The sequence below is a fragment of the Microbacterium gubbeenense DSM 15944 genome, from assembly GCF_000422745.1.
Taxonomy (GTDB): Bacteria; Actinomycetota; Actinomycetes; order Actinomycetales; family Microbacteriaceae; genus Microbacterium; species Microbacterium gubbeenense.
Map to the genome: position 1 here is coordinate 1 of NZ_AUGQ01000071.1, position 1259 is coordinate 1259.

1 protein-coding gene is annotated in these 1259 nt (G+C 54.4%); it reads right to left on the reverse strand.

Features of this window, described 5'->3' with window-relative positions:
• Nucleotides 1-70: 70 nt before the first annotated feature.
• A partial coding sequence (locus G510_RS18435; protein WP_211219206.1) for a hypothetical protein occupies nucleotides 71-1259 on the reverse strand: 1189 nt, incomplete at its 5' end.

Below are 1259 nucleotides of genomic sequence, written 5' to 3' on the forward strand. Positions count from 1 at the left end.
GCTGGGCTTCCGGAACCTGACCAACTACATCGCCAGGAGTTTGCTCGAGACTGGCGGATTCAGGCCACTGCTACACGCTCAAATACGATGAGCCTTCAAAGGTGCCGTTACGGTACCAGCGGAACATGACGTTGTACGTGATCGCCCCCGCGATGCAGTAAGGATTCGCGACCTTGTGGTCAATTCGCGCCTGGGCGTAGGCGCTAGTGGTTGAGACATCGATAATCTTGATTCCATCAGAACTTGCGGTCGCGGAATCAATCAATTTGTAGTTTTCATAAAGCCGGGTAGTGCCAACTTCCTTTACCCATTGAATTTTATATGGCGCCGAATTCTCCCAGTTGATATTCAATGCAACAGACGTCTTCGAGGAGACACCGTCGTATGGGGCACTTCTCGTCGGCATTGTATAACTGCGATTATCTCCTCCGAACATGCGGTCCTTTTTGAACGCTTGACCACACCCCCACGTCGTCGCGAAATCCATACTCACAAACTTATCGGGAATAAACGTTCGATAGATTCCTTGCGACACATGCGGTTGGTACGTCATGGTTGAAAGTTCCTGCGGACCCCCTAGCGCACGCGTCGGTATCGACCGAGAGGCGACGACATCGCCACTGTCATCATACGAAGTGATCTCGTACAAGTACTCTTGGCCTGCCGTAAGTAGTGCGTCGGTGAACTCCGGCGTCTCAGTTTCGGCGATCAGTTCACCATCGCGCGAGACTTCATACACGTCGCCCACGCCATCCCACGCATAGCTAAAAGTGCTATCTGTGACGGCACTAATCGACTGGACATCAAATTCTGCCGGATCTGCCAAAACCGCCTCGGCCTCACCTACCTCTATCGTGGGCTCGTCCAGACGGACTTCCCCGGCCTCAACATCGCCAAAGTCCCTTTCCGGTTCGGCCTTAGATTGCAAACCGACCTCACCCTCGGGCGGATTTAACAATTCCTCAGGAACTGGAAGTGCTGACTGTTTAGTAACCTCGACACGCTCGCCTCCGGGAAGCTCTCCAACTCCCATCTCCTGCGCCGAATCTTCCTGCACCCAGACGATATCAACGCTATCCCCGCTGCTATCCAAGATCTCTTGTGACTCCCACGAAATCGTGACGTCAACATCGTCTGAAGCGCTAACCATCGACGTTCCCAACAATGGGGCTCTTCGCGGATGGGGGTGTAGTCGTCGGTTGACGAGCCAGCGGCGTGGCGGTCGCGGGGACGAGGTCGAGGCCTTCCGATGATGGAAG